This is a genomic window from Candidatus Pelagibacter sp. HIMB1611 (assembly GCF_052047715.1).
Lineage (GTDB): Bacteria > Pseudomonadota > Alphaproteobacteria > Pelagibacterales > Pelagibacteraceae > Pelagibacter.
The window spans coordinates 569,785-590,883 of record NZ_JBNAJM010000001.1; the positions used below are offsets into that span (position 1 = coordinate 569,785).

The 21,099-nt window shown below is 26.5% G+C and carries 20 protein-coding genes; all 20 read right to left on the reverse strand.

The features are described 5' to 3' along the window. Position 1: 1 nt before the first annotated feature. On the reverse strand, positions 2 to 784 hold the full coding sequence (lpxA, locus tag ACTTAS_RS03215) for an acyl-ACP--UDP-N-acetylglucosamine O-acyltransferase (protein ID WP_440678307.1): 783 nt from the start codon (positions 782 to 784) through the stop codon (positions 2 to 4). Next, entirely contained in the window at positions 781 to 1,761 is a 981-nt protein-coding gene (lpxD, locus tag ACTTAS_RS03220) for a UDP-3-O-(3-hydroxymyristoyl)glucosamine N-acyltransferase (protein WP_440678308.1), read from the reverse strand. Before lpxD ends, lpxA begins: the two co-directional genes overlap by 4 nt. Positions 1,762 to 1,812: 51 nt before the next feature. Next, positions 1,813 to 2,259 carry a 3-hydroxyacyl-ACP dehydratase FabZ gene (gene fabZ, locus ACTTAS_RS03225; RefSeq protein ID WP_440678309.1) on the reverse strand — a complete coding sequence of 149 codons (447 nt, stop codon included), beginning with the start codon at positions 2,257 to 2,259 and terminating at the stop codon, positions 1,813 to 1,815. Continuing rightward, positions 2,252 to 2,758, reverse strand: coding sequence for an OmpH family outer membrane protein (locus ACTTAS_RS03230; RefSeq protein ID WP_440678310.1), 507 nt, complete (start codon positions 2,756 to 2,758; stop codon positions 2,252 to 2,254). The genes fabZ and ACTTAS_RS03230 overlap by 8 nt, the downstream gene beginning before the upstream one ends. After that, on the reverse strand, positions 2,758 to 5,007 hold the full coding sequence (gene bamA, locus ACTTAS_RS03235; protein WP_440678311.1) for an outer membrane protein assembly factor BamA: 2,250 nt from the start codon (positions 5,005 to 5,007) through the stop codon (positions 2,758 to 2,760). The genes ACTTAS_RS03230 and bamA overlap by 1 nt, the downstream gene beginning before the upstream one ends. Positions 5,008 to 5,015: 8 nt before the next feature. After that, positions 5,016 to 6,173: a 1-deoxy-D-xylulose-5-phosphate reductoisomerase gene (locus tag ACTTAS_RS03240; protein ID WP_440678312.1), complete on the reverse strand. Its 1,158-nt coding sequence runs from the start codon at positions 6,171 to 6,173 to the stop codon at positions 5,016 to 5,018. Beyond that, entirely contained in the window at positions 6,170 to 6,682 is a 513-nt protein-coding gene (locus ACTTAS_RS03245; RefSeq protein WP_440678313.1) for a phosphatidate cytidylyltransferase, read from the reverse strand. The genes ACTTAS_RS03240 and ACTTAS_RS03245 overlap by 4 nt, the downstream gene beginning before the upstream one ends. A gap of 140 nt (positions 6,683 to 6,822) precedes the next feature. Continuing rightward, positions 6,823 to 7,497 carry a polyprenyl diphosphate synthase gene (uppS, locus tag ACTTAS_RS03250; protein ID WP_440678314.1) on the reverse strand — a complete coding sequence of 225 codons (675 nt, stop codon included), beginning with the start codon at positions 7,495 to 7,497 and terminating at the stop codon, positions 6,823 to 6,825. Further along, positions 7,494 to 8,045: a ribosome recycling factor gene (gene frr / locus ACTTAS_RS03255; protein ID WP_440678315.1), complete on the reverse strand. Its 552-nt coding sequence runs from the start codon at positions 8,043 to 8,045 to the stop codon at positions 7,494 to 7,496. Before frr ends, uppS begins: the two co-directional genes overlap by 4 nt. After that, complete coding sequence (gene tsf, locus ACTTAS_RS03260; protein WP_440678316.1) at positions 8,046 to 8,897, reverse strand: translation elongation factor Ts; 852 nt, start codon at positions 8,895 to 8,897, stop codon at positions 8,046 to 8,048. A gap of 1 nt (position 8,898) precedes the next feature. Continuing rightward, on the reverse strand, positions 8,899 to 9,717 hold the full coding sequence (rpsB, locus tag ACTTAS_RS03265) for a 30S ribosomal protein S2 (RefSeq protein WP_440678317.1): 819 nt from the start codon (positions 9,715 to 9,717) through the stop codon (positions 8,899 to 8,901). 129 nt (positions 9,718 to 9,846) lie between these two features. After that, positions 9,847 to 13,263, reverse strand: coding sequence for a DNA polymerase III subunit alpha (gene dnaE, locus ACTTAS_RS03270; RefSeq protein ID WP_440678318.1), 3,417 nt, complete (start codon positions 13,261 to 13,263; stop codon positions 9,847 to 9,849). Continuing rightward, entirely contained in the window at positions 13,256 to 13,933 is a 678-nt protein-coding gene (locus ACTTAS_RS03275) for an ABC transporter ATP-binding protein (RefSeq protein WP_440678319.1), read from the reverse strand. The genes dnaE and ACTTAS_RS03275 overlap by 8 nt, the downstream gene beginning before the upstream one ends. Then, entirely contained in the window at positions 13,926 to 15,155 is a 1,230-nt protein-coding gene (locus tag ACTTAS_RS03280) for a lipoprotein-releasing ABC transporter permease subunit (protein WP_440678320.1), read from the reverse strand. The genes ACTTAS_RS03275 and ACTTAS_RS03280 overlap by 8 nt, the downstream gene beginning before the upstream one ends. Continuing rightward, entirely contained in the window at positions 15,152 to 16,486 is a 1,335-nt protein-coding gene (proS, locus tag ACTTAS_RS03285; protein ID WP_440678321.1) for a proline--tRNA ligase, read from the reverse strand. Before proS ends, ACTTAS_RS03280 begins: the two co-directional genes overlap by 4 nt. 1 nt (position 16,487) lies before the next feature. Continuing rightward, positions 16,488 to 16,733 carry a DUF1467 family protein gene (locus ACTTAS_RS03290; RefSeq protein ID WP_440678322.1) on the reverse strand — a complete coding sequence of 82 codons (246 nt, stop codon included), beginning with the start codon at positions 16,731 to 16,733 and terminating at the stop codon, positions 16,488 to 16,490. Then, positions 16,733 to 18,391, reverse strand: a complete 1,659-nt coding sequence (locus ACTTAS_RS03295) for a ribonuclease J (protein ID WP_440678323.1) — start codon at positions 18,389 to 18,391, stop codon at positions 16,733 to 16,735. Before ACTTAS_RS03295 ends, ACTTAS_RS03290 begins: the two co-directional genes overlap by 1 nt. Before the next feature lies 1 nt (position 18,392). Continuing rightward, positions 18,393 to 19,139 carry a type III pantothenate kinase gene (locus ACTTAS_RS03300; RefSeq protein WP_440678324.1) on the reverse strand — a complete coding sequence of 249 codons (747 nt, stop codon included), beginning with the start codon at positions 19,137 to 19,139 and terminating at the stop codon, positions 18,393 to 18,395. Between the two features lie 5 nt (positions 19,140 to 19,144). After that, positions 19,145 to 19,681 carry a biotin--[acetyl-CoA-carboxylase] ligase gene (locus tag ACTTAS_RS03305; protein WP_440678325.1) on the reverse strand — a complete coding sequence of 179 codons (537 nt, stop codon included), beginning with the start codon at positions 19,679 to 19,681 and terminating at the stop codon, positions 19,145 to 19,147. Further along, positions 19,681 to 21,099: an NADH-quinone oxidoreductase subunit NuoN gene (gene nuoN, locus ACTTAS_RS03310; RefSeq protein ID WP_440678326.1), complete on the reverse strand. Its 1,419-nt coding sequence runs from the start codon at positions 21,097 to 21,099 to the stop codon at positions 19,681 to 19,683. Before nuoN ends, ACTTAS_RS03305 begins: the two co-directional genes overlap by 1 nt.

Consider the following 21,099-nt stretch of genomic DNA (forward strand, 5'->3'; position numbering starts at 1 on the left):
TTTATTTTGAAAAGGGAGTGCAAATTGGTCTTTTCTTGTCTTTTTCTATAAAATTAACTACTTCGGAAACTAATTCATTTTTTCTTAAATCGTTTGATAAATTACTTAAATTCTCTGTTAAATTCTCATTCTTAAATATTATTTTATAAGCTTCACTAAGAGATAATATTTCTTTATTTGGTATATTATTTCTTCTTAAACCAATAAGATTTAATCCTTGCAATATACTTCTATTTCCATGTGCTATACTATACGGTATGACATCTCTTACTACACCACACATCCCACCTATCATTGCAAATTTACCAACTCTAGTAAATTGTTGTACAGCTGAATTGCCACCAATTATGGCATTATCATCAACATGAGCATGGCCACCTAACGGAACATTGTTTGCTAAAATAACATTATCACCAACAATACAATCATGAGCAATATGAGAAGACACCATAAACAGACAATTATTACCTACTTTAGTTTTACCTCCACCACTTTCTGTACCTGGATTTATAGTAACGTATTCTCTTATTTTATTATTATCACCTATCTCTAATGAAGTTTCTTCACCCTTAAATTTTAAATCTTGTGGATCATTTCCTATAGAAACAAATGGATAAATTTTATTATTAGCACCAATCTTAGTATTACCTGTTATATTTACGTGGGACTGAATAACTGTTCCATTTCCTATTTCTACATTTGAGCCAATAACAGAATAAGGTCCAATTGTTACATTTTGAGAAATTTTAGCATTTGTATCAATAATAGCTGTTTTGTGGATCATTTTTTATCTCTTAAAAATTCTCTAATATTTTTTGCTGGATAACCCATTACTTTTGTATTATCTGGAATATTTTTTATTACACCTGAGCCACCTCCAATTTCAACATTATTACCAACTCTAATATGTCCTGAGATTCCTGCTTGACCACCTATTCTTACATTTGAACCAATGATTGAACTGCCAGCAATACCTACCTGTCCAGCAATGATAGAGTTTTCGCCTATTTTAACATTATGAGCTATGTGTATTTGGTTATCTAAATACGTGTTTTTACCAATAACTGTATTTGACATCGAGCCTCTATCTATAGTAGACCCACATCCAATTTCACAATTTTCTTCAATAATTACAACTCCAATATGTGGATATCTTAAATTCTTAATTTTATTAGGAAAAAAACCAAAACCATGCTTTCCAACTACACAGTTATCAAGAATTTTTACATTATTACTTATGAGTGAATTTCTTATTATTGTATTTGAACCTATTGTGCAATTATCTCCAATTGAAACATTTTTTTCAATTATTGTGTTATGACCTATATTACAATTTTTACCTATTGATACATTTTTTCCAATTAAAACATTTTTACCATAAATTACTTTATCATTAAAATCAGTTTCATTAATATCAATTGCACTATTATCAAAATCATCATTCACTGCATCAGGGTAAAACATTGAGGTTATCTTTGATACTGACAACAATACATTTTCAACAATTAGAGGAATACAAGAGGTTGGGAGTTCACTTTTTAAAGACTCTGTTGTGATGCAAAAAGATGCTTTTGTTTTATTAGCAATTTCTCTATATTTTTTTGAATGAAGAAAACTGATATCAGAATTATTAGAGTTATATAAATCTTTAATATCATTAATTTCAAAATTTAAGTCTAATCTATTATTTTGTAAATTTAAGTTATTCAAAATCTTAGAAACTTTAAATGGACCATTGTTTTTAAAAAAAGGAAATGACATTTCTGCTTTTAACAAAGCGAGGTAAAAAAACTTATCAAAAATTATTGCTATTTATTTCTTATCTACAATTGTAGCTGACCAAATTGCATCTGCCATTTTGGTCTCATTAACAAAAGCTTCACCTTTATATTTCCAAACTCTTCCATGAGATCTTATAGCTTCAATTTTTAGGATAAGTTTACAATCAGGTATGACTGGGTTTCTAAAACGTGCTTTTTCAACACCCATTAAAAAAACTAACTTATTTTCATAAGTTGATTTATCCAATCCATGAGCTGTAAGGGCGGCTGCAGCTTGACCAAAAGACTCTACAATAAGGACACCGGGCATTACTGGCTGATCAGGAAAATGTCCTTGAACAAAAAAACTATCTTTCTTGACGTTCACAACTGCAGTTGCAGATAATAATTTTTTAATATCATACAATTCATCAATTAAAAGCATAGGTTCTCTATGTGGTAATAAATTGCGGATTTGTTCTTTATTAAGATTATTCATTTTTTAATTTTTCATCAATTATAATTAAAATATTTTTTGTTATGTCATATTTTGGGTCTGCTATAAATACACTTTTTTTATCAATTAGTAACGAGATAGATTTTTCCTTCATAAATTTTTCAATTATTGGTGAAATTTTACTTATAAAATTGTTAATTTTTTCCTTTTTTATTTGATTTATATTTTTTACCATTAAGTCCTTTTCTTTTTGAAAAAGTTTTATTTTATTTTGGAAATCTTTTATTTTTTTATTTAATTCGTCGTTTGAAAGAATATTCTGTTCGTTATTGATCTCTTTTTTTTCATTTTCAAGTTGTTTTTCTTTATTTTGTAAATTACTTAAATTTTTGTCATTTAATTCATTTAATTGTTTTATAATTAATTTTCCTTCTAATGAATTGTTTAAAATAAAATCAATATCTATATAAGCAACATTTTCACTTGATAAAGAATTTGTTGAAATAAAAAAAAAAATTAAAAAAAATTTTTTGAAATGCATTAAAAGGTTGTGCCTAAATTAAATCTAAATGTCTCAGTAACATCACTAGAATTTTTACTAATTGGCTGTGACAAAGTAAAATTCATAGGGCCGACCACACTAAACCAATCTAATCCAATTCCAATAGAACTTCTAATATCATCATTATTGTCTAAAGATGAGTCATAATCAACTCCCCACACGTTGCCAATATCCATAAATACTAAAACATCAGTAGTTTCAACATTTTCAAGAATTTGTGGAATTGTAGATGAAAAATTTAATGAAGAAACAAAATTACCACCGATAAAATCATTACCATCTTTTGGTCCAACCCTCCCGTATTCAAAACCTCTTAAACGATTTGAAGGTAAATTTATTCGCTCTGATAATTTAATATCATCTCCTGTTAATGAATTTGAGCTTTTAAAATAAAATGAGGATTTTATAATATTTGAAGAAAACAGTTTATTATAATTATCAAAAATAAAAGTATTTGAAAAAGTGTTTGTTTCACTTATCAAAGGTGTTTCAAATCCAATAAATGATTTGATCCCTTCTGAGGTTTTAAATTTTTGATTTCTTTTATCATAATCAAAATTTACACTAAGATGATTATCAAAATAATCTCCTTCCTGTTTTTTTTGCCTAGCAGATGCAGTTGAGTCTGTTTCAATTTTTTCATAAAATGAGTTTATTCCTAGACCTAGTTCAAGATTTTTTAAATACTCAAATTTTGTCCCAAATTTAAAACCCGTCTTATTTGATTTATACCCAAAATCAGATAATTTATTTAATTCACTTGATTGTATTGTTGTATAAAGAGATTTATCTGAATTTTTAAAATTTGGATTATTCACTGAAAAAAGTCCTTTAACAGAATCTTCCCTTAATGTTATATTAGCATCAAGTCTTATGCCTTTACCCAAATAATTGTTTTCGGTAACACCAAATCCTATAGAACCACCAGATGTTCCAAAACCAGCACCTGCAGTTATCTCTCCGGTTGGTTTTTCTTTAACCTCAATATCTATAATTTTTGAGTTTTTTGTACTACCTTCATTAACACTTGTATTTACATTTTTAAAAAAATTTAAACTTTTTAGATTATTAGATGTTTTATTTAATAAAATTTCATTAAATGGGTCACCCTCATCTAATTCAAATTGATTTCTAATTACATTTTCATTAGTTACAAAATTTCCAAAAATATTTATTTTTTCAACAATTAACTTTTCTGTTTCTTCAATAATAAAGTCTAAATTGATTTTATTTCCATCAATATTTTCTACAACTGATGCTTTTGTTGATTGAAATTGTTCTCTTATAGATACATCGTCTAATTCTTCTATTATATTTTCTATTATGTTTATTGAATAAGGTTTACCCTTAAGTTTAGAAAATAATTTATAAATTTTATTAAAATTTTCTTTTTTAAAATCAATAGGCAATTTTAAATCTAAATCATTAAAATAGAATATTTCACCTGGTTTAATATTAAAAACTAATTCAAATTCATTTTTAGATAATAACTTAGCAAAAGAAGAGTTAACACTTGCACTATAAAAACCATTGTTTAAATAAAAATTTTTTAAAAGTCTATTATCTAATTTAATTAGATCTTCATTAAGATATTTTTTACCAGATATAAATTTCCATGGTTTGTATTCTTCACTTACGATAATTCTTTTTAATTGAGAATTTTTATATATTTTGTCTCCAGTAAATGTAATTTTTTTTATTTTTGCTTTTTCACCAATTTCAATGTTATATCGAATATCAATTATATTATTACCCTTATCTTCTATAAAAGTATTAACCTTTGAAAAATAATAACCTTGTCTCTTTAAGGTATCTAAAATTATTTCTTTATCTTCTTTTAATAAAAATTTTGTATAAGAGGATCTTCTTTTTAGTTTAATGTTCTCCTTTATAACATCTATTATCTTTTGCGCCTTTATCCCATCATAATTTATATTTCCAATAATTGGGTTTTCTTCAACATTAATCGTTAAAACATCATCATCTAATTTAGTGTTAATTAATTTAAAGTAATTTGTGTCATATAAATCTTTAATGATTTTATTTAAATCTAAGTTTTCAATTTTTTGACCCTCAGAAATTGATGAAAACATTAATATAGTTTCATCAGCAATTCTATCATTGCCTATAATTTCTATCTTATTTAAAGTTTTACCAAACGATACGCTTGTAAAAATAAAATAAATTAGAAAGATATTTATATAGTTTTTAAAGTTAATTTTATACATTTCGCTTCTTATACACATTTTTCTTTAAGTTTTAAATGAACATATTTGTTTAAACGCATTATATCTTCAGTACTACTAGGCTTAATCCTTTTAAATTTTTGTAACTCTTTAAGATTAATTATATAATTAATGAAATAATATATTTCGTAAAATAAAATTTTTTTATTCAAGAAAAGTTCAACAAGATAGTCATTAGCTGAGACTAAAATTGTATCAAATAAAGAAAATTTTTTTGGTATTTTTTTTAAAAGTTTAATAGCAGGATACCTTTTCAAATCTAAATCAGTAAAATTTAAATTATTCAATAAATTAAAGTTTATTTTATTTGAATTAAATTTTATATTTTTATTATTAAAAATAGAATTAAAGATTGGAATTTCCATAGTTGTATCATGCGCAATAATTTTAATTAAACCATCGTTATATTCTAAAATTGCATGCACATATGAAGAAGGGTGTACTATTATTTTTATATTTTCGTAACCTATATTAAATATGTTTCTAGCTTCTATAACTTCAAATAATTTATTCATCATAGTTGCTGAATCAATTGTTATTTTCTTTCCCATTTGCCAATTTGGATGTTTCAAAAATTGTTTAATTTTGAGACCATTAATTTTATTTATAGGGATTTTTCTAACTGATCCACCAGAGGCAGTTAAATAAATTCTCAAAATTTTTTTCACATTATTATTTATTAAACCATACCAAATTGAGAAATGCTCAGAGTCAACTGGTATAAATTTTGTTTTAAATTTACGGAGCTCTTTGCTTATTAAATTCCATCCACATATAATCGACTCTTTATTAGCAATTGCTATTTTTTTTGTATGTTTAATTATTTTGAGTGTTGGTTCAAGTCCGCTCAATCCAATAATTGAGCTCATAGTATAATCTATTTTTTTGTTAAAAATTTTATCCAAATTTTCATAATCATTATAAACATTTATTTTTAAAGTTTTTGTTTTTTCTTTTAATATTTTGAAGCTCTTAGGATTCGTTATAATTAAATTTTTGACGTTAAATTTTTTTGCATTATGAAGTAATTTTTTATGATTTTTATGAGCTGTTAAAAGAACTACTTTTATTTTAGATTCATTTTTTTTTATTATTTTTAAAAGAGTATTGCCAATCGAACCAGTGGAACCTAAAATTGCAATTTTCATAATTTAATAATTTCAAATAAATACATTAAATAAGAAATGGGAAATGCAAAAATCATTCCATCTATTCTGTCTAAAAGTCCACCATGACCAGGTACAATTTTTCCTGTGTCCTTGATTTTAGCTTTTCTTTTAAAATAAGAAACAGTTATATCTCCTATCTGGCTGACAGATGAGATTAACAAAATAAATAAAACGATTGTAACCAAAGAATTATTGCTTGTAATACCCAAAATATTAGTTTTTGCTAAAACATAAACAAAAACTATTGAAAAAAAATAACTCCCTACAACACCTGAATAAGTTTTATTTGGACTAATTTTTGTTAACTTTGGTCCTTTAAATAATTTTCCAAAAAAATATCCACCTAAATCAGTGGCTATACAAATAATTAAAACGAATAAAATAAAACCATATTCACTGTAAATATTATTTCTTAAACTATAAATGCTATAAAATGAACATATAAGAAAAAATGCACCATAATATTTATATTGGTTACCAATATTCATTTTGTACCATTCGAAAGAAGCAATTAAATAACATAAAATGATAAATATGTTAAAAAGAGTTGATCCAGAGATAATGATATAAAAAACTAAGGGAAGTATTAATATGGAACTAATTAATCTTAGTAAGAATTCATTTTTCATTAAATTTGACCAAAATTCCTCTTTATAGATCTAAATTTGTTTATTATTTTTTTATAATCTTTTTCATTAAAATCAGGCCAAAGTTTTTTTTCAAAGAAAATTTCTGAATATGCTATTTGCCATAGCAAAAAATTACTTAATCTTTTTGTATCACCTGTTCTAATTAATAAATCTGGATCTGGTATATTTTTAGTTAATAAGAAATTAGTAAAATTTGTTAAATTTATTTTTTTATTACTTTTTCTAAATTTTCTGCAAACATTTAAAATTTCAAATTTTGATCCATAATTAAGTGCAATATTAATTTGTAATCTTGTATTTTTTGATGTCAGTTTTTCTGCTCTATTTAATAAATTATTTAATTTTTTTGAAAAATTTTTGTAACCTATAAATTTTAATTTTATGTTTTGTTCATGTATACTTAATAGTTTTGATGACAAAAAACTTTCCATTAGTTCAAATAAATATTTGATTTCATCTTGTGGCCTTTTCCAATTTTCAGTTGAAAATGTATATAATGTTAGAAATTTAATATTATTTCTAATCGTTTCTTTAATTATTTTTTCAACTGTAACTAGTCCTGCTTTATGACCTTTATTTCTAGAATTTTTGTTTTTTAAACCCCATCGTCCATTGCCATCCATTATTATGGCCACGTGATTTAATAGGTTCATATTGTCATTATTTCTTTTTCTTTTGAAGAAACTTTTTCGTCCACTAATTTGATATGTTCGTCAGTAATTGTTTGAATTAATTTTTCTTTAGATTTTTCATCATCTTCACCAATTTCTTTAGATTTTAATAACTTTTTTAGGTCTTCATTTGCCTCTCGCCTAATATTTCTTATAGAAACTTTGCATTTTTCACCAATTGATTTAATTATTTTTTTTAATTCATTTCTTCTTTCCTCATTTAATTCTGGTATAGGAAGTCTAATTAATTGACCATCTATTTGTGGATTAAGACCTAAATCAGATTTTTTTATTGCAGCATCTAAAAGAGGTACATTATTAGCATCCCACACTTGAATATTTATCATTCTTGGTTCAGGAGTTGTTATACTCCCAATTTGATTGATTGGCATTTGTTGACCGTATACATCAACTTTGACTAGATCTAGCATTGCAGCATTAGCTCTACCTGTTCTTAAGGATGATAATTCTTTAGAAAATACATCTATGGCTTTATCCATTTTTACACCATAAGCTTTTTCATCAAACATTTATTCTCCTATTTTTATTCTAAAGAATTCCTTAATTTTTAAATCAGCCACAGATAGTTCTTTAACTATATCTTGAACTTTTTTCTTTGGTTCCATTACCCAAGCTTGAGTTAAAAGTGCATTTTCTTCCTTAAATTTATTCATTTTACCTAAGCTTATTTTTTTAGCTATTTCCTCAGGTTTACCTGAGTTCTTCAATTCCTCAGCAACTAACTCCTGTTCTTTATCAATTACTGACTGATCTATTAAATTTGATTCTAATGCTAATGGATTTGAAGCTGCAATATGCATAGAAAGTTGTTTACCAAATGATTTAACTGTATCTGATTTATCACTTGTATCAAGAGATACTAATACTGCTAATTTTGCTACATTATCTTTTACAACTGTGTGTAGGTAATGGTTATTTACTCCACTTTTATTTTCAATAGTTTTTGATTTTCCAATTGTAATTTTTTCACCAATTTTAGCAATTAGCGCTACCAAATTATCATCTACACTTTGCCCATTTTTCATCATTGCTTTTTTTAATTCATCTTGATTAGAGTTGTGTTGATTGTTTAATTCACTTAATTCTTTAACAAAGCTTATAAAGTCATCATTTTTTGCAACAAAGTCAGTTTCACAATTTACTTCTATCACAGAAGTTTTGTTATGATCACCTGAAACTACAACAACACCCTCTTTAGCATCTCTAGACATTTTTTTTGAAGCTTTAGATATTCCTTTAACTCTAAGAATTTCAATTGCTTTATCTAAATCTCCACCAGATTCTTTAATTGCTAAATTACAATCTTTAAATCCAGCACCTGTCGCTTCTCTTAGTTTTTTTACTTTTTCTATATCACTCATTTTAATTTAACTTTCCTTTATCTTCGTTTGAGAATTTTTTTTCTAATTTTTCTCTATCAATTTCTTGAATAGTTTTATTTTTGCTATCATCATTACTTTCCTTTGCTTTTTCTTGCTTAGGCTCAGATGATTGGATTGAACTTTTTGCATTATTAATTGTTTCTTTAATTAAGTTACAATAAAGATCTATTGCTCTTCTTGCGTCATCATTTCCTGGAATTGGGTAATCAATATGATCAGGATTAGAATTACTATCTAAAATAGCAATTATAGGAATACCTAATTTAGAAGACTCAGCAATTGCTAAAGACTCATAGTTTGTATCAATTACAAAAACTAATTCAGGAACTTTTTTCATTTCAGCTATACCTCCTAAAGATCTTTGTAATTTATCTTTTTTCACACTCATCTTAAGAAGTTCTTTTTTAGTAAAACCTCTGTTTTCAGCAGCTAAATCAATTTCTAATTTTTTTAGTTTTTTAATTGAATTAGATATTGTTCCCCAATTAGTTAGCATTCCACCCAACCATCTATAATTAACAAAATACTGATCTGTTTCTTTAGCAACTTCTGCAATAGCTTCTGATGCTTGTTTTTTAGTTGAAACAAATAAAATTTTTCCGTTATTTGCTATTGTATTATAGACCTTTTCTAGAGCTACTTTAGTTAACTCAAGTGTTTGTGTTAAATCTATAATATGAATTGAATCTCTTTTTCCAAAAATGTATTTCTTCATTTTTGGATTCCATCTCAAGGTTTTGTGTCCTAGATGAACACCTGCTTCTAATAATTGTTGAATTGTAACGTTAGGTATTTTCATATTTATTCCCGGTTAAGCCACCACAGTAATTTCCAATTAAGGACCGGAGGTATAAAACCAACAACTGTGTGCGTGTTAATTTAATTTAATGGTTATTTACAAATATTTGTTAAAATTGACAAGTTTTATTTAACTAATTTCAGCTTGAATTTGCTGTTTTCTTAAAAGATTTAAAGATTTTCTATCAAGATTCATTGGTTTTTTTAATTTAAAATTTAAAATTTGATTTTCTGTTGAGAGATTGAATTTTACTTGGGTTTTGCCTTCTTGGTTTAAAAATTTTGAAATCTTTTGAATTTGCTCCATTTTTTTAACATTAAATGAAATTTCATTAATTGGACTATTAAATAAATCTTTTAAAGAGGCAATTTTTTGAACATTAATTCTTTTAAAACGGTTCTCATCGTTAGAAACATTCTTAATCAATGTTAAAATCAATGAGTTACCTTCTTTTAAAATTTCTCTATTTAATTCCAATAAATCTGAAAAAATAAATATTTCAAATACACTATTTAAATCTGTTAACTTTAAAACAGCATAAGCATTTCCTTTAGCAGTTTTTCTCTCTTGAACTTTAAGTAATGTTGCGGCTACATTAACATTTTCTGAATTATCATCTGATATGAATTTTGCATAATCATTAATTTTATAATCTTCAAAAATTTCTGTAAATTGATTTAATGGGTGATCGGATATAAAAAAACCGACTGCTTCAAATTCTTTTGATAATCTCTCTTCAAATTTCCAATCGTCTGTTTTAGCTACAATATCCTCCTCTGTTTCAATATTATCAGAAAATAAATCTATTTGATTTGCTATTTTATTTTCAGAAATATTTTTATTTTTTAAAATTAAATTAGGTATGGAGTTAAAGATTGCTTGTCTATTTGAGTTTAAATTATCAAATGCTCCTGCTTTTACTAATCCTTCTAATTGTAATTTATTAATATCTTTTGGATTAACTCTATTTATGAAGTCATTTATAGATTCAAATTTTCCATTTAACTCTCTCTCTTTGACAATGTTAGAAATTGCCTCATAACCTACAGCTTTAATCCCACCTAAGGCATAATAAAATCTTCCATCAATAGTTCTGAAATCAGCAAAACATTCATTAATATCAGGTCTAATTGTTTCAACATTAAGTCTTTTTAATTCTTCATAAAACTCACTTAATTTATTTTGATTAGAAATATCCATAGTCATTGATGCGGCAATAAATTCTTTAGGATAATAAGTTTTTAAATATGCAGTTTGATAAGAAATTATTGCATAAGCTGCAGCATGACTTTTGTTAAAACCATATTCTGCAAAAGGTTCGATTTTTAAAAATATTCCAGCTGCAACATCTTTAGCAATGCCGTTTTTAACTGCTCCAGCAATAAAACCTTGTTTTTGTTTCTCTAGTTCTGCTCTCTTCTTTTTACCCATTGCTCTTCTTAAAAGATCGGCTTGACCCGCGGTAAATCCTGAGAGTTTTTGAGCAATCTGCATTACTTGCTCTTGATAAATAATTACACCATATGTGGGTTTTAAAATATCTTCCAATAATGGGTGTAAGTAATCAGGTTTTTGCTTTCCATGTTTACAGTCGTTATAGGTTGGTATGTTGCTCATTGGACCTGGTCTATATAATGCTACCAGTGCAATAATATCTTCAATATGATTCGGCTTCATGTGAAGCAAAGCTTCTCTCATTCCAGCACTTTCAATTTGAAATAAGCCTACTGTTTTACCAGATGATAATAGATCAAAAACTTTCTGATCATCAAAATCTATTTCTTCAATATTAAATTTTTTATCTTTTTTTCTAATTAATTTTTGAGTGTTATTTATTACCGTTAATGTCTTTAACCCTAAAAAATCAAATTTAATTAAACCAGCATTTTCAGCTGAATACATATCAAATTGTGTTGAAGGTAAAAGTAAATCTGCAGAAGTATCTTTATATAAAGGAACCACTTCTGTTAATTTTTTATCTGCAATCACAACTCCTGCTGCATGAGTAGCAACGTTTCTATTAAGACCTTCTAATTTTAATGATAACTCTGTTAATTTTTTTACTCTAGTATCTTCATTAATTAGCTTTTGTAATCTTGGCTCTCCAGCTATACATTGGGTTAAGTTTTGAGGTCTAGAAGGATCAAAAGGTATCATTTTTGATATGCTGTCAATAAACCCATAAGGTAATCCCATAACTCTACCAACATCTCTGATCACCATCCTTGCTTTAAGTTTACCAAAAGTAATTATGTGAGCTACACTATCTTTGTATTTTTTTGTTAAATATTCGAAAACAAGGTCTCTTTTATCCTCACAAAAATCTATATCAAAATCAGGCATAGAAATTCGGTCTGGATTTAAAAATCTCTCAAAAATTAAATTAAACTTAATTGGGTCAACATCAGTAATTGATATACACCAAGCAACCAATGATCCAGCACCTGAACCTCTACCAGGACCAACTGGTATATCATTTTCTTTAGCCCATTTTATATAATCAGATACAATTAAAAAATAACTTGAATATTTCATTTTAATAATTATTGAAAGTTCATGATCTAGTCTTTCTTTATAAAGGAGAAAATTTTTATCATTTTCAAGTTCGCTATCTTTAACATTAAAAACTTTTAAAAATTTATCTCGCAGTCCTTCTAAAGAATATTTAGTTAAAAGATCATCTGCATTACCATCTTTATCAGTACTAATGTTTGGCAATATAGGATTAGAGAATAATGGTCTAAAATTACATCTTAAAGGAAAGTTATAATTGTTTTCTAATGCCTCTGGTATATCAGCAAATAACTCTGTCATTTCAGAGTTAGTTTTTAAATAATGTTGATCGCTTAATTTTAATCTATTTTTTTCATTAATATAGGTTTTGTTACCAATACAAATCAAAGCATCATGTGCTTCATGCATATCTTTTGATAAATAAAAAACTTCATTAGTAGCAATTATTGGTATCTCTAGTTCTATAGACTTTTTTAGATTAAATTTTTCAAACCCATTTTCATTAGTGTCGTTGTGTCGTTGAATTTCTAAATAAAACCTATCTCCAAAAACTTCTTTAATTTTTGAATAAATTTCGTTTATTTCTATAAATTTTCCTTTATCAAATAATTTTCCAAAAAGACCTAAAACTGTACCTGAAAAAACTGAAACACCATCAGAATTTTTTAATAATTCATCAAAATTTACATGAGGGTCACTTAATTCATCATTTTCTAAATATGAATTCGAGGACAATTCAATAATGTTTTTATAACCTATTTCATTCAAGGCAAATAAAGGTAACAATCCAGTTGTATCATTTAGTTTAAAATTAATTTGAGTACCAATAATTGGCTGTGTTCCTGATTTAGAAATTTTTTCTGCAAATTCTAAAGCTCCACATAAATTAGAAGTGTCACTTATTCCTAAAGATTTAATTTTGTTTGATTTGCAATATTCTTGTAAATCATCAATCTTGGCTGCGCCTTCACATATAGAATATTGTGTATGGACTTTTAAATGATTAAAGTTTTGATTTAATGACTCAGACATTTGATGATTTTATAATACCATCTCTCATCTCCAATAGGCAATCTGCCTTATTAGCAAAAAATCTATTGTGAGTTGCAAATATTATTAATCTATCTGGTTTTTTTTGATTATATAAAAGTTTAAAAACTTCTTTTGCTGTATTCATATCTAAACTTCCTGTTGGCTCATCTGCCAAGATTATTTCAGGATCATTTACGATAGCTCTTGCTATAGCTACTCTTTGAGCCTCACCACCTGAAAGTTGTGAAGGAAAGTGTTTTGATCTATTTGAAAGACCAATTTTTTTTAATAATTTTTTAGCCTTTGTAATTGCTAATTCTTTGTCATTATTGTTAGCAAGTGATGCTAAATAAATATTTTCGATGGCAGTAAAATCAGAAAGAAGATTGTTTTGTTGATAAACAATACCAATTTTTTTTGATCTAAAAATATCATTTCCTTCTGTGTCATTAAAATTAATTTGATTTTGATTAAACATAATTTGACCTGATGAAGGTCTGTCTATTAAAGAAATTAAATTTAACAAAGTTGATTTACCTGAGCCAGAAGGGCCCATAATTGAATAAATTTTACCTTTTTCAAAATTTTGTGACAAACCTTTTAAGACTTTAATCTTTTTTTCAGTCTCAAAGGTTTTAGATACACTTTTTAATTCTAAATACTCACTCATATTTTAAAGATTTAATTGGATCTAATCTAGCCGCTTTAAAAGCTGGAAAAATTGATACTAAAATAGTTATAATTATTGAGCAAACTGAAATTAGAATAATTGATGTCGGATTGATCTCAGAAGGCATCTTGCTTAAAAAATATATTTCTTCAGGAAATAAACTTATATTGAAAACTGAGCTTAAAAATTGTCTAAAATTTTCAATATAGATAGAAAAAGTTACACCTATAAAAATACCAAAAATTGTTGCAGAAGTACCTATTATTACTCCAACTAAAAAAAATATTTTAATTATTGATTTATTTAATACTCCAATTGATTTTAAGATAGCAATATCCCTCGTTTTGTTTTTTACTAAAATAGTTAATCCTGAAATAATATTAAATGCAGCAACAATTATTATTAATGACAAAATAATAAACATAACATTCCGTTCAACTTTTAGAGCTGAAAATAATGAACTATTCATATCTGCCCAACTAAAAACAAACTCATCATCAAAAACTTGTTTTACTATTAATTTTTGGGAATCAATATTATTTGGATTTTTCAGATAAATTTCTAAGTTTCTTTCATTGCGATCATATCCAAAGAACTCTTCTAAAACATTAAGTTCAATAAATGCAATATTGTTATCAAATTCTGCTAAACCACTATTAAAAATTGAATTAACAATAAAAGTTTTTTGTTTTGGCATACCGCCAATTATTGTTTGAACACCGGATGGTGACATTAGAGTTAATTCATCTCCTATTTCAAGATTTAGAGAAAAACTTAGTTCGCTTCCAATTGATATAAAATTTTCATCAAATAGGTTTAAGTCGCCTTTAAATTTTTTATTTGTTAATACTTCTAAATTTAAAAGATCATTTTGTTTATAGCCTCGTAACACTATTCCTTTGGTATTATTGTTTTTAAGGATAATTGCCTCTCCTGAATTACTAAAAATAATATTCTTAGAGATTGACTTTAGCTTATTATTTATTTTAGTTTCATCTATTGAATTTGAATAAGGTTTAACAGTTAAGTGTGAATTAAATCCTACAATTTTATTGATTAATTCAGTTCTAAATCCATTCATTACTGACATAACAATAATAAGAACCGCAACACCTAGACTTATTCCAATGAAGGAAAATATTGAAATGACATTTAAAAAGCCATCTTTTTTTCTAGCTTTTAAAAATCTAAAAGTAATTTTCTTTTCTAAAGTAGAAATCAAATTGAATTTTTTTGTTTATTTATAATTTCTATAATTTTGCTTAAAGGTAAGTTTTGAGTTTCACCACCTGTTTCTTTGAACTCTAGTAAATCACCCTCACTCTTCTTACCAATGATAATTTGGTATGGAGCCCCAATCAAATTCATTTTTTTAATTTTAGATGAAAAATTTTCATCTGTGTCATCAATAATTGCATCAATATTATTTTTTAATAACTCATTATTAATATTATTTGCCTTATCTAGTGCTGAATTATCGTTTTTATTTATCATCGGTATCAAAGCAATATCATATGGAGCAACAGACAATGGCCATTTCATGATTTCATTTTTTTCATCATATTTTGCTTCTATTATGGCCCCTACTAACCTTGATACACCAATTCCATAAGAACCCATTTTAACAAAATCTTTTTTTCCACCTGGTAAGTCTACTGATGCATTCATAGGTTTTGAATATTTGTCACCAAAATAAAATATGTGGCCTACCTCAATACCTTTTGTGATTAATTGATTTTCCTTAGAAACTATTTTTTCAAATTCATCTTTGTTAAACTTTTCATCAGTCACAGCATAAAATTGCTCATATTTTTTTCTCATTTCTTCTAATGAAGATTTTTCTAATTGAGTATCATCACTGTTTAAGTCAAAAATTCTTTTATCAGTAAAAATTTTACTTTCTCCTGTGTCTGCTAAGATAATAAATTCATGAGACAAATTTCCTCCAATTGGACCTGTGTCAGCAGCCATAGGTATTGCAGTTAAATCTAATCTTTTAAAAGTTTTTAAATATGAAAGAAAAAATTTATTGTAAGAAAAAAATGCTTCCTGGTCTGATACATCAAATGAATAAGCATCTTTCATATAAAACTCTCTTCCTCTCATTATTCCAAATCTAGGTCTTATTTCGTCTCTAAATTTCCATTGTATGTGGTACATAAGTTGGGGTAATGATTTATAAGATTTAATTGAAGATCTAAAAATTTCTGTAACTTGCTCTTCATTGGTAGGTCCATAAAGCATTTCTCTATTTTGACGATCAGTTATTCTAAGCATCTCCTCACCATAATCATCATATCGACCACTTTCTTTCCATATCTCACTAGATTGAATTGTTGGCATTAATATTTCTTGAGCTCCAATCTTATTTTGTTCTTCTCTAACAATTTGTTCTATTTTTTTCATTACCTTGAAACCTAAAGGTAACCATGAGTATATTCCTGCTGAAGCTTGTTTTATCATGCCAACTCTCAACATTAATTGATGAGATTTAATTTTTGCTTCAGAAGGATTATTTTTTAATATCGGAATAAATGAATTTGATAAAAGCATCTTAACTAATCATATTTCTTAAATTTAAATATTCAAATTTTATTAGTAAATAAATAATAATAAAAATTACAGTTGTTATACCAGTGCAATACAAGAATTTTTTCAACATTTTTGGGTTTTCAGGTGATCCTGGATCTTCACCATCAATTTTTACTATTTTTGCTCTGTTTACATCAATAGGAAGTATAGCAAAGAAAACAATCCACCATATAATTACATAGATAATTGCTAAACCAGTTACACTCATTAAATTCTAACTAAGTTAATATTAGTAAATGGTTTTTTTCCCGTTCTTTCCTTTGAAAATTTTCTACAGGCAATTTTCAATGCATCAATTAAATTATGCTCTTGTTGCTTGCTTCCAATTTTAAATGTCCTAGAAGTTTTTTCTATTTCTTCTTCTAGTCCATAAACAAATTCTTCTCTATCATCTACTGGCAACCCACGAAAAGAAAGCACAGGATTGTTGTGAATATTTCCTTTAGGTGTTATCATTAAAGTTATTTCAAGATATCCATTAGCACTCAAATTTTTTCTATCTTTTATTGACTGTGAATCTGGATCAACACTTACATTGCCATCTAAATATAATCGACCACTTGGAGCTTTGTCGTAAACTTCAGGCTGATTACCAGGATATAACTTAACTATATCACCGTTTTCTACTTGTACAGGATATGGAACTTGCATTTCTTTTGCAAAATTTATGTGTTCTATCATGTGCCTATGTTCACCATGCACAGGTATTACGCATTTAGGTTTAACCCATTGATACATTTCTTTTAAATCTTCTCTATTTGGATGACCAGAAACATGAACAAATTCAGTTTCTTCAGATATCACTTCTATACCATCTTTAACAAGTTGGTTGTGCAATTTATAAAGTTTTTTTTCATTTCCAGGTATAATTTTTGATGAAAATATTACAGCATCACCGTTTTCAATAAAAACATCAGGGTGTACATAACTAGAAATTCTCATCATGGCTCCCATTGGTTCTCCTTGGCTACCTGTACAAAGATAAACTATTTTTTCTCTTGAGAAATTTTTAGCTTCACGAGGGTCAATTGGTTCAATTGTATTTTTTAAATATCCACATTGACGTGCAGCTTTATAAATACGATGCATCGATCTTCCAACTAGTGAAATTTGTCTTCCTGTTTGCTCAGCACAATAAAATGCTGTCTCCATTCTTGCTACATTAGATGCAAATGAAGTGATGATAATTCTCTTTTTCAATCTCGACATTACATTTAACATATTTTTTCTTACATCAAGTTCAGATCCAGACTTACCGGCACTAAAAACATTTGTAGAGTCACAGATCATTGCTAATACTCCTTCATCACCAATTTCTTTTAATCTCTTGTCATTTATATTGTCACCAATAAGTGGATTGGGATCTACTTTCCAATCTCCAGTGTGTAAAATTACACCAGCAGGAGTTTTTATTCTCAGGCCATTGGGTTCTAAAATTGAATGAGTTAAAGTTATATATTCAATTTCAAATGGGTCTAATGAAACAGTTCCATTTAATTCAACAATTTGTAAATCATTAGTAATATCTATTTGTTTTTCTCGAAACTTCTCTCTAATCAAAACTGCTGTAAATGGAGTAGCAAATATTTTACATTTTAATTTTGGCCATAAATGTGCGATTGCTCCAATGTGATCCTCATGTGCATGAGTTAAAACTATACCCAACAAGTTATCTTTTCTTTCAACAATAAATCCAGGATCAGGATAAATTAAATCAACACCTGGTATAGTATCATCAGCAAAAGTTACACCAATGTCTACCATTATCCATTTATGATCGCTTGGTTGACCGTAACCAAACAAATTCATGTTCATACCAATCTCTCCAGATCCACCTAGTGGACAAAATAACAATTCATCTTTCATATTATTTTATTTGCTCAGAAATTTTTATTAGACCTTTAATTGTAATATCTTGGTTATGTTTAACTTTCGATTTTATTGAACTTGTAAATAAATCAGAAAATCCACCTGTCAATACAACTTTAAAGGATTTTCTTGTCTCTTTCATAATTAAATTAATCATATTGTCAATTAAACCAGAATAACCCCAAAAAAAACCTGATCTAACAGCAGAAAGTGTGTTGCTGCCTATTACCTTTTTCATACGTTTAAGCTCAATTTTTGGGATCAAAGTAGCTCTGTCTGACAAAGTATTAAGAGACAACTTAATACCAGGAGCTATGATTCCTCCCATATACGTATTTTTTATTAAAACATCAAATGTTGTAGCAGTACCAAAATCTAAAATTATATAATTATTTTTGTTATCCAATAAGCTTATGGCATTTGTAATTCTATCAGAACCTACCTGCTTGTAATCAACTTTAATTTTAATCATTGATTTTAAATTCAAATTTTTTACTTCATTGCATTTAACTTTAGTGATTTTAGAAAAGTAGTTTTTTATAATTTTAAAAGTGTTTGGGACAACACTACAAAACAATATTTTTTCAATTTCATTTATTTGAATTTTATTTTTTTTAAATAAAATTTTTAATTGCTTATTACTTATTTTTTTTGAAATAAAAGTAATTCTTTTTAAAATTTTATTTCTTTTGGAAACTAAAAAAATTTTAGTGTCAGTATTTCCTATGTCACCTAAAATATACATATTAATTAATTTATTTTATACATTTTTGATATTCTATTTTCAAAAACTAGTTTCAAATTTTTTTCTAATTCAGATTTATTAATTTTTTTTCCTGTTATTCTATATAAATTTGTAGCTGGATAATTTTTAATATCTGGATTTTTTATTACATTAATCCCTATTCCTGTAATTAAAAATTTTTTATCTGATTTCGTTATAATTTCTTGTAAAATCCCACTAATTTTTTTCTTATTAATTAATAAATCGTTTGGTTTTTTATAGTCAATTTTATTTTTTATATATTTAGAGAGTGTTTGTTTAACTAATTTACAATTTAACTTTGTAACTGTTTCAATTGAGAATTTATTTTCATCAAATGGATGAAAAAAAGAGGCAAATAAATTACCTTTATATGAAATCCATTTTCTTCCGTACTGACCTCGACCACTAAATTGTTTTTCAGCAACAACCATACCAAATTTAAAGTTAGTTTTTTTTATTATTCTTGCAGCTGTATCGTTGGTACTTTTTATTATTTTAAAGTTAAATTTCTTAAATTTCATTAAATAATATTAATTCTTGATACTACCTCAATTAATTGGCTTGGAAATATGAAGTATAAAAGAATTAATATTGTAGAAAAAGTTAATGAAAATTTTAACCATAAACTATGATCCGTATCATATTTATCTTTTTCTTTATCAAAGTACATAATCTTGATTATTCTTAAGTAATAGAAAGCTGCAACAACTGTAGATAACAATCCAACAATAGCTAAAAAATACATTGATTGTTCTAAAACTGCTTTGAAAACATAAAACTTAGCAAAAAATCCTGCTAATGGTGGTATCCCTGCCAATGAAAACAATATTACAAGTAAAGAAAGTGATAATAATGGATGATTTTTCGATAAACCAGATAAGTCATCAATATCTTCGTAATATTGATTATTTCTTCTAAGCATTAACAAACAAGAAAAAAGGGCCAAATTCATTACAACATAAATTGAAATATAAATTATTGAACTTTGAATTCCTTCATTAGAAGCAGTGGCAAGACCAGCCAATGTGTAGCCTATGTGTCCAATAGAGCTATAAGCAACTAGTCTTTTAATATTTGTTTGTCCAATTGCAGCAATTGCACCAAATAGCATTGAGGCAATAGATAAAAATACAATTATCATTTGCCATTGATCGATTAGATTTAAAAATGGTACATATAAAAATCTAATAAATACAGTTAACGCAGCAATTTTTGGTACCATTGTAAAAAATAAAGTTACTGTAGTTGGAGATCCTTCGTATACGTCTGGTGCCCACATATGGAATGGCACTGCTGAAATTTTGAATGCTAAACCTACTAAAATAAAAACTATACCAAAAGTCAGTACATACTCATTTGAATTAAGTTGTGTGGAAATCACATCAAAGTTTGTAGATCCTGAAAAACCATAAATTAGTGAACATCCATAAAGTAATAATCCTGATGATAATGCACTTAATACAAAATATTTTAAACCTGCTTCAGATGATTTTAGTTGATCTCTGTTATAAGTTGCTAAAACATATAAGGCTAATGATTGTAACTCTAGACCCATATAAAATACAATTAGATCATTAGAACTAATCATTACCATCATTCCTAGTACAGAACTCAAAATTAAAACTGGATATTCAATATTAAAAATTTTAAAAATTTTTAAATAACTAGAAGAAATAACTAATACTAGAAAACCACCTAGCAATGTTATTATCTTCATAAATGAAGACATTTTATCTATTACGACACTACCATTAAACAAAGTTTCTCTATGTACAGAGAAAGTTTCGTTAATAGCTATTATAGCAGCAATTAAAAATACAAATAAAGACAAGTTAAAAGTAATGCCAGAACTATTTTTTTTAAACACCCCTAATACAAGTAAAAACATTATTGATAATGAGATAAAAATTTCAGGTAAAATTAAATTTAAATTTTCCAT